Annotated in this window: 8 protein-coding genes; 7 read left to right on the forward strand and 1 reads right to left on the reverse strand. The window is 70.6% G+C overall.

The window, feature by feature from the left end:
• Positions 1-174: 174 nt before the first annotated feature.
• Positions 175-2,943: a penicillin acylase family protein gene (locus tag IEJ02_RS43560; protein ID WP_191069846.1), complete on the forward strand. Its 2,769-nt coding sequence runs from the start codon at positions 175-177 to the stop codon at positions 2,941-2,943.
• A gap of 132 nt (positions 2,944-3,075) precedes the next feature.
• Here IEJ02_RS43560 and IEJ02_RS43565 read toward each other — a convergent pair whose 3' ends face one another.
• Positions 3,076-3,675, reverse strand: a complete 600-nt coding sequence (locus tag IEJ02_RS43565) for a 5-formyltetrahydrofolate cyclo-ligase (RefSeq protein ID WP_317986071.1) — start codon at positions 3,673-3,675, stop codon at positions 3,076-3,078.
• A gap of 85 nt (positions 3,676-3,760) precedes the next feature.
• Here IEJ02_RS43565 and galU point away from each other — a divergent pair, with 85 nt between their 5' ends.
• The 6 genes from galU to IEJ02_RS43595 all read left to right on the forward strand — a co-directional run.
• A complete protein-coding gene (gene galU / locus IEJ02_RS43570; protein ID WP_191069848.1) occupies positions 3,761-4,663 on the forward strand; it encodes a UTP--glucose-1-phosphate uridylyltransferase GalU in 903 nt (300 codons plus the stop codon).
• Between the two features lie 4 nt (positions 4,664-4,667).
• The gene (glp, locus tag IEJ02_RS43575) at positions 4,668-5,987 is read left to right on the forward strand and encodes a molybdotransferase-like divisome protein Glp (protein WP_191069849.1); all 1,320 of its coding nucleotides are present in this window, start codon (positions 4,668-4,670) and stop codon (positions 5,985-5,987) included.
• Positions 5,988-6,052: 65 nt separating this feature from the next.
• Positions 6,053-6,535, forward strand: coding sequence for a cyclic pyranopterin monophosphate synthase MoaC (moaC, locus tag IEJ02_RS43580; protein WP_069864824.1), 483 nt, complete (start codon positions 6,053-6,055; stop codon positions 6,533-6,535).
• Positions 6,532-7,092 carry a MogA/MoaB family molybdenum cofactor biosynthesis protein gene (locus IEJ02_RS43585; protein ID WP_191069850.1) on the forward strand — a complete coding sequence of 187 codons (561 nt, stop codon included), beginning with the start codon at positions 6,532-6,534 and terminating at the stop codon, positions 7,090-7,092. The genes moaC and IEJ02_RS43585 overlap by 4 nt, the downstream gene beginning before the upstream one ends.
• Positions 7,089-7,712, forward strand: a complete 624-nt coding sequence (locus IEJ02_RS43590; RefSeq protein ID WP_191069855.1) for a GNAT family N-acetyltransferase — start codon at positions 7,089-7,091, stop codon at positions 7,710-7,712. Before IEJ02_RS43585 ends, IEJ02_RS43590 begins: the two co-directional genes overlap by 4 nt.
• Before the next feature lie 140 nt (positions 7,713-7,852).
• A partial coding sequence (locus IEJ02_RS43595) for a SepX/GlpR family protein (RefSeq protein ID WP_498067128.1) occupies positions 7,853-8,299 on the forward strand: 447 nt, incomplete at its 3' end.

An 8,299-nucleotide genomic window follows, 5' to 3' on the forward strand; every position in this document is an offset into this window, starting at 1 on the left:
ACATTTTACGGGATCTTGACGCGAGCCTCCCACGAGAAGGCTTCACCGAGGTGTACGAGCCCGGGCGGTGGCCGGTGCAGGGCGTCAGTCATGACTCCGCGTAGGGGCGGCGACAGCGCTGCGCCTATGGTTGCTCCAGCACTCCAGGTTCACCCTGCCCCTCGAAGGACAGCGATGCCCGCCAACACAACCGGCTCTTCTCCCAAAAAGAAGAAGAGCCGACGTCTCCGCCTGATCGTGATCGCAGTCGTGCTGCTGCTCGTCGGGGGCGTCGGCTACGGCGCGTACTGGAGCATCAGTACAGTTCGAGCCTCATTCCCGGAGACCACGGGATCGCTGCAGCTGAAGGGGTTGTCCGGCCCCGTGCAGGTCAAACGTGACGGCTATGGGATACCTCAGATCTACGCCGGCACCCCCGAGGACCTCTTCCGCGCCCAGGGGTTCGTCCAGGCCCAGGACCGCTTCTGGGAGATGGACGTCCGCCGCCATATGACCGCGGGCCGGCTTTCGGAGATGTTCGGTTCCGGCCAGGTGGAGACCGACGCGTTCCTGCGCACCATGGGATGGCACCGGGTGGCCAAGCAGGAGTACGACACCAAGGTGTCGGCCTCCACCAAGAAGTATCTGCGGGCCTACTCCGACGGCGTCAACGCCTACCTCAAGGACCACCAAGGGGACGCGCTGTCGGTCGAGTACGCGGCCCTGGACTTCAAGAACGACGGCTACAAGCCCGAGAAGTGGACCCCGGTCGACTCATTGGCGTGGCTGAAGGCGATGGCCTGGGACCTGCGCGGCAACATGCAGGACGAGGTGGACCGCGCCCTGGCCTCCAACCGGCTCAGCGCCAAGCAGATAGACGAGCTCTACCCGTCCTACCCGTACAGCCGGAACAAGCCGATCGTCCAGGGCGGCGCCCTCAACGAGGTCACGGACGAGTTCGACCCCAAGGGCACCCCGGCCGGCTCCACGGGCGGCACCGGAGGCACCGGTACGGTGGGCGGAGGGGCCACCGGAGCCGCTCAGGGGCTGCAGACGCAGCTGTCCTCGCTCTCCAAGACCCTGGACGACGTTCCGGCGCTGCTGGGCCCGAACGGGACCGGTATCGGCTCCAACTCATGGGTGGTCTCCGGCAAGTACACGACCACCGGCAAGCCGCTGCTCGCCAACGACCCGCACCTGGCGCCCCAGCTGCCGTCCGTCTGGTACCAGATGGGGCTGCACTGCAAGCAGGTCAGCAGCGCGTGTCCGTACGACACGGCGGGCTTCACCTTCGCCGGTCTGCCCGGTGTGGTCATAGGTCACAATCAGGACATCAGCTGGGGCATGACCAACCTCGGCGCCGATGTGAGCGACCTGTACCTGGAGAAGGTCACCTCCGACGGCTACCTCTACGACGGCAAGCAGGTCCCGTTCACCACCCGCGAGGAGACCATCAAGGTCGCGGGCGGCGCGAGCCGTAAGATCATCGTCCGCACCACCAACAACGGCCCGATCGTCTCCGACCGCGACGACGAACTCACCGACGTCGGCAAGAGCGCCCCGGTGGGCACCGGCGCCGACGACGTGGCCCCCGACCGCGGCGACGGCTACGCGGTGGCGCTGAAGTGGACCGCGCTGACCCCGTCCAACACCATGGACTCGGTCTTCAAGCTCAATACGGCCAAGAACTTCAGCGACTTCCGTAAGGCTGCCCGCGACTTCGCGGTCCCCTCCCAGAACCTCATCTACGCCGACACCAAGGGCAACATCGGCTACCAGGCGCCCGGCCAGATCCCGGTGCGCTCCAAGGGCGACGGCCGCTACCCGGCGCCCGGCTGGGACTCGCGCTACAAGTGGAGCAAGTACATCCCGCAGTCGGCGCTGCCCTGGGAGCTCAACCCGGATCGCGGCTATATCGTCACCGCCAACCAGGCCGTCATAGACGAGAAGAACTACCCGTATCTGCTGACCGACGACTGGGGGTACGGCGCGCGGAGCCAGCGCATTACCGACCTCATCGAGTCGAAGGTCAAGGACGGCGGGAAGATCTCCACGGACGACATGCAGTCCCTGCAGATGGACAACAGCAGTGAGATCGCCAAACTGCTGACGCCCTATCTGCTGAAGGTCGACGTCAAGGACGACTACGTACGCCAGGCCCAGAAGCTGCTGGAGAGCTGGGACTACACCCAGGACTCGGACTCGGCGGCCGCCGCGTACTTCAACGCCGTCTGGCGCAACACCCTCAAGCTGGCCTTCGGCGACAAGCTCCCCAAGGAGCTGCGGGTCAAGGGGGAGTGCCTGCGGGTGCGCCCGGCCGACGACTCGGGCCCGCTGGAGGACCTGAACGGCAACGCCCGGCTGGTGCGCGAATGCGGTAAGCGCGACCCGGACATGGCCCAGCCCGACGGCGGCGACCGCTGGTACGAGGTCGTGCGCAAGATCATCAAGGATCCGAAGAACGACTGGTGGAAGACGGCGGGCACCCGCAACAGGCCTGGCGCCACCAACCGTGACGAGCTGCTGGCGCAGGCCATGCGGGCCGCGCGCTCGGAGCTCACCGCCAAGCTGGGCAAGGACATCAACAGCTGGAGCTGGGGGCGTCTGCACCGGCTGACGCTGAAGAACCAGACCCTGGGCACCGACGGCCCCGGCGTGGTGCAGTGGCTCCTCAACCGGGGCCCGTGGAACCTCTCCGGCGGCGAGGCGGCGGTCAACGCCACCGGCTGGAACGCGGCGGGCGGCTACGACGTCACCTGGGTTCCCTCGATGCGGATGGTCGTCAACCTCGACAACCTCGACAAGTCGCGCTGGATCAATCTCACCGGCGCCTCCGGTCACGCCTACAACGCGCACTACACGGACCAGACCGAGAAGTGGGCGAAGGGCGAGCTGCTGCCCTGGGCGTTCAGCAAGAGCGCCGTGGACAAGTCGACGGAGGACGAGCTGGCGCTCACCCCGTAGTGCCCCATGGAGTACCCGGGCCCACACAGGCCCCGAAGGGCCCGGTGGCCGTCTGAGGGGCGTTTCCGCCCCCGGTCGGCCCCGGGCCCGTTCGACCCTCGCGGCCCCGCCGACAGACGCCTCCGGGCGCCTTCAGCGGGGCCGCGGCGTGAAGCGGTGGAGGCCCGACGGCGTCACCGCCGCGTGCACCGGACGGTCGTGGGGCTCCTCGGGCACCTCGTCCAGCAGTTCGCCGTCGTAGAGCAGCACGACCAGCGCCGGGTCGGCCCCCGCCGCCGCCAGCCGGGCCAGCACCCGGTCGTACGAGCCGCCGCCGCGGCCCAGCCGCATTCCGCGCCGGTCCACCGCGAGCCCGGGCAGCAGCACCACGTCCGCTCCGGTCACCGCCTCGGGGCCGAGCCGCGGCCCCTCGGGCTCCAGCAGGCCGCGCCGGGCGGGCGCCAGCCGACCGGGCCCCTCGTCCTCGCCCCAGTCGAGATCGTCGTCCTCGAGCAGCACCGGAAGCAGCACCCGGACTCCGCGGGCGCGCAGGGCCTCCCTCAGGGCGTGCGTACCGGGCTCGCCGCCCACGGACACATAGGCCGCCACCGTGGCCGCCCCGGCGAGCTCGGGAAGCTCCAGGGCACGACACGCCAGAGCGGCGCCGGCCTTCTCGATGTCATCCGCCGTCAACCTGGACCTCATCGTCAGGTGATGTCTCCGCAATGCGCGCTTACTAGCGTCGGTGTTGATCACTGGGTGCGCAATCTTCCTGTCTCATGCCATATTCACCGAATACTCATCATCTGCCCCAAAGGCACCGGATAGGGTTCGGTACATGACTCAATCGCGTACTCGGATCAGCAAGGCTGTCATCCCTGCCGCGGGACTCGGAACCCGCTTTCTTCCGGCCACCAAGGCCACCCCCAAGGAGATGCTGCCGGTCGTCGACAAGCCGGCGATCCAGTACGTCGTCGAGGAAGCAGTCACCGCCGGACTGTCCGACGTCCTCATGATCACCGGTCGTAACAAGCGACCCCTGGAAGACCACTTCGACCGCAACTACGAGCTCGAAGAGGCCCTGACCCGTAAGGGCGACGAGACCCGACTCGCCCGCGTCCAGGAGTCCAGCGACCTGGCGACCATGCACTACGTCCGCCAGGGAGACCCCAGGGGTCTCGGCCACGCCGTGCTCTGTGCCGCCCCGCACGTCGGTGACCAGCCCTTTGCCGTCCTCCTCGGCGACGACCTCATCGATGCCCGCGACCCGCTGCTGGCCCGCATGGTCGACGTCCAGGAGCGGCACGGCGGCAGCGTCATCGCCCTGATGGAGGTGGACCCGGCGCAGATCCACCTCTACGGCTGTGCGGCCGTCAAGCCGACCGTGGACGACGACGTCGTCCAGGTCACCGGCCTGGTCGAGAAGCCCGACCCCGCGGACGCGCCCAGCAACTACGCCGTCATCGGCCGCTATGTGCTCGACCCGGCCGTCTTCGGGGTGCTGCGCGAGACCGCCCCTGGCCGCGGTGGCGAGATCCAGCTCACCGACGCCCTTCAGGCGCTAGCCTCCAGTCCGGACCTCGGCGGCCCGGTGCACGGCGTCGTCTTCAAGGGACGCCGCTACGACACAGGCGACCGTGGCGACTATCTGCGTGCCATTGTCAGACTCGCGTGCGAACGTGAAGACCTGGGCCCGGAGTTCCGGGAATGGCTTCGCAGTTACGTCACCGAGGAGATGTAGCACCTTGAGCAGCACCGCAGAGCGGGCCGCGGACCGCGGCCCGGACCAGGACCGGGTCTGGACGGTGGCCGAGCACCTCGACGACATCCTCGGGCACGTCCATCCGCTGGAGCCGATCGAGCTGCAGTTGCTCGAGGCCCAGGGCTGCGTCCTGGTGGAGGACGTCACCGTCCCCGGCGCGCTTCCGCCGTTCGACAACAGCTCCATGGACGGCTATGCCGTCCGTACGGCTGACGTCGCGGCCGCGACCGAGGACCATCCCGCGGTGCTGACCGTCGTCGGCGACATCGCGGCGGGCAGCGGTGACCTGCCCGTCGTGGGCCCGGGCGAGGCGGCCCGGATCATGACCGGCGCCCCGGTCCCGCCCGGCGGCCAGGCCATCGTCCCCGTCGAGTGGACCGACGGCGGCCTCGACAGCGGACCGGTCACCCATATGCCCGCGCGGGGCTCGGACCCCCACGGCGGCAGCGGCAGGGTGCGCGTCTTCCGCCCGGCGCGGGAGGGCCAGCACGTGCGCACCCGGGGCAGCGACGCGGACGCGGGCGAGCTCGCGCTGCGCGCCGGCACGGTGCTGGGCGCCTCGCAGCTCGGGCTGCTGGCCGCGCTCGGCCGCGCCACGGTGATGGTGCGGCCCCGGCCGCGGGTCGTGGTGCTCTCCACCGGCAGCGAGCTCGTCCAGCCCGGTGAGGAGGCGGGCCCCGGCCGGATCCACGACTCCAACAGCTTCCAGCTCACCGCCGCCGCCCGGGAGGCCGGCGCGATCGCCTACCGGGTGGGCGCGGTGGCCGACGACGCCGCCACGCTGCGCTCCGCCGTCGAGGACCAGCTGGTCCGCGCCGACATCGTCGTCACCAGCGGCGGGGTCAGCGTCGGCGCCTACGACGTGGTCAAGGAGGCGATGCACGAGGTCCACTTCCGCAAGCTGGCCATGCAGCCCGGCAAGCCCCAGGGCTTCGGCCGCGTCGGCCCGGAGAACACCCCGCTGATGGCCCTGCCCGGCAACCCGGTGAGCTCGTACGTCTCCTTCGAGCTCTTCGTGCGCCCCGTCATCCGCACCATGCTGGGCAGCAACGACATCCACCGCACCATCGTTCAGGCGGTCTGCCCGGAGGGCGTCGCCTCCTCGCCCAAGGACAGGCGCCAGTTCCTGCGCGGCTGGTACGAGCCGGCCACGCTCGACGGCCCGGCCACCGTCAGCCCGGTGGGCGGCGCGGGATCGCACCTGATCAAGGCCATGGCGCACGCCAACGCGCTGATCGTCGTCCCCGAGGACGTCACCCGGGTCGCCCCCGGCGCCGAGGTGGACGTCGTCCTGCTGGCCTAGCCGCCGACCGTGGCGGGTACGGTGTCGTCCCACACAGGAGCCACCTGGCCCGGACCGGGAGAACGATGAGCAGCGCCCAGGACCATCTCACCCACCTCGACCCGTCGGGCGCCGCCCGCATGGTCGACGTCTCGGCCAAGGACGTCACCGCGCGCACCGCCCGGGCGAGCGGCCGCGTGCGCGTGGCGCCGCGCGTCGTGGAACTGCTGCGCGGCGAGGGCGTCCCCAAGGGGGATGCCCTCGCTACCGCCCGGATCGCGGGCATCATGGGCGCCAAGCGGACCCCGGACCTGATCCCGCTGTGTCATCCGCTGGCGGTGTCGGGCGTCACGGTGGACCTCGAGGTCGCCGACGACGCCGTCGAGATCACCGCCACCGTGAAGACCACGGACCGCACGGGCGTGGAGATGGAGGCCCTGACGGCCGTCTCGGTCGCCGCCCTGACGGTGATCGACATGGTCAAGGCCGTCGACAAGGGAGCCGTCATCACCGACGTCCGGGTGGAGGAGAAGACCGGCGGCAAGTCCGGCGACTGGAGCCGGGCATGAGCGGCTCAGCGGCGTCACGCCGCGCCCTGGTCGTCACCGCCTCCAACCGCGCCGCCGCCGGGGTCTACGCCGACACCGGGGGCCCGCTGATCGCCGAGGGGCTGGCCGGGCTCGGCTTCGCCGTGGACGGCCCGCGGGTGGTGCCCGACGGCGATCCGGTGGAGGCCGCCCTGCGGGACGCCGTGGCCGCCTCGTACGACGTCGTGGTGACCACCGGCGGCACCGGTCTCACCCCCACCGACCGCACCCCGGAGGCCACCCGCCGGGTGCTGGACTACGAGATCCCCGGGATCGCGGAGGCCATCCGCGCCGAGGGGCTCGCCAAGGTGCCCACCGCCGCGCTCTCCCGGGGGCTGGCCGGGGTCGCCGGCACGACCCTGGTCGTCAACCTGCCCGGCTCCACCGGAGGGGTGCGTGACGGCCTCAAGGTGCTCGGCCGCCTCCTGGTCCACGCGGTCGACCAGATCCACGGCGGGGACCACCGCAGACCCGCCGACGCCGCCGCCCCCGCCGATGATCCCGCCGATCCCGCGGGGCAGGCCGGGAGCGCGCGCTGAACGCCCCCTGGCCGGTCGTGCTGGCGGACGGCGACACCGTCCTCCGCCCCATAAAGCTTCGCGACCAGCGCGCCTGGCGGGAGGTCAACCAGCGCAACCGGGAGTGGCTGCGGCGCTGGGAGGCGACCATCCCGCCGCCCCCGCCGGGCGGCCCCGTGACCCACCGGCCCACCTACCGGCAGATGGTCCGCCATCTGCGGGCGGAGGCGCACGCGGGGCGGATGCTGCCGTTCATCATCGAGTACCAGGGGCGGCTGGCCGGGCAGTTGACGGTCGCGGGGATCACCTGGGGGTCGATGTGCTCGGGTCATGTCGGCTATTGGATCGACCAGGCGGTGGCCGGGCGCGGAGTGATGCCGACCGCGGTCGCGCTCGCCGTCGACCATTGCTTCCGCACCGTCGGACTGCACCGCATCGAGGTGTGTATCCGGCCCGAGAACCTGCCCAGCCGCCGGGTGGTGGAGAAACTCGGATTCCGCCAGGAAGGGCTGCGGCCGCGCTATCTCCACATCGACGGCGCATGGCGCGACCACCTGGTCTACGCGCTCACGGTGGAGGAGCTGTCCGAGGGGCTGCTGGACCGGTGGCACAGGACCCGACCAGGCGCATCGCAGAAATGAAATACTTGTTCGAATAACGGGAACATTTCCAACCTGGTCATCCCAACAATCACAAAAAACTTTCGAGATATCAGCCAGATCGTGCGACACACCGCGCCAATTGGCAGATGGCCTCATGCGGACCCCTCTACCGTGTGAGCGTGAGCAGCAGTGGCCTCATCTACGCAGTCATCGTCGGGGCCTGGGCCGCCTATTTGGTGCCGATGTGGCTTCGTAGGCAGGACGAGCTCAATGAGGCCCGTCCGACGGAACGCTTCAGCACCGCCATCCGGCTGCTGTCCGGACGGGCGGGCATGGAGCGCCGTTACGCCAAGAGCCGTGCGGACCTCGAGCGCCCCGGGGACCTGCCGGACGACCCCGCCGAACGCGCCGTCGACGGCGCGGACGCACCCGCCATGGGTGGTGCCCCCGCCGAGCCGGGGCGCTACGCGGCCGACCCGGAAGCGGTGACCGACGCGGTCGACGTCCGGGCCTTCGCCGAGCCGGTAACCCTGCGTGCCCCCGCCCCCACGGGCGCCGACGCCCCCGCCGAGGGCGCGTCGGCACCGGCGGCCGGGAGCGCGAGTGGCGCGCGGGGCGCGGGCGCC

The sequence above is a fragment of the Streptomyces sp. 5-10 genome (genome assembly GCF_014712245.1).
GTDB classification, from domain to species: Bacteria; Actinomycetota; Actinomycetes; order Streptomycetales; family Streptomycetaceae; genus Streptomyces; species Streptomyces violaceusniger.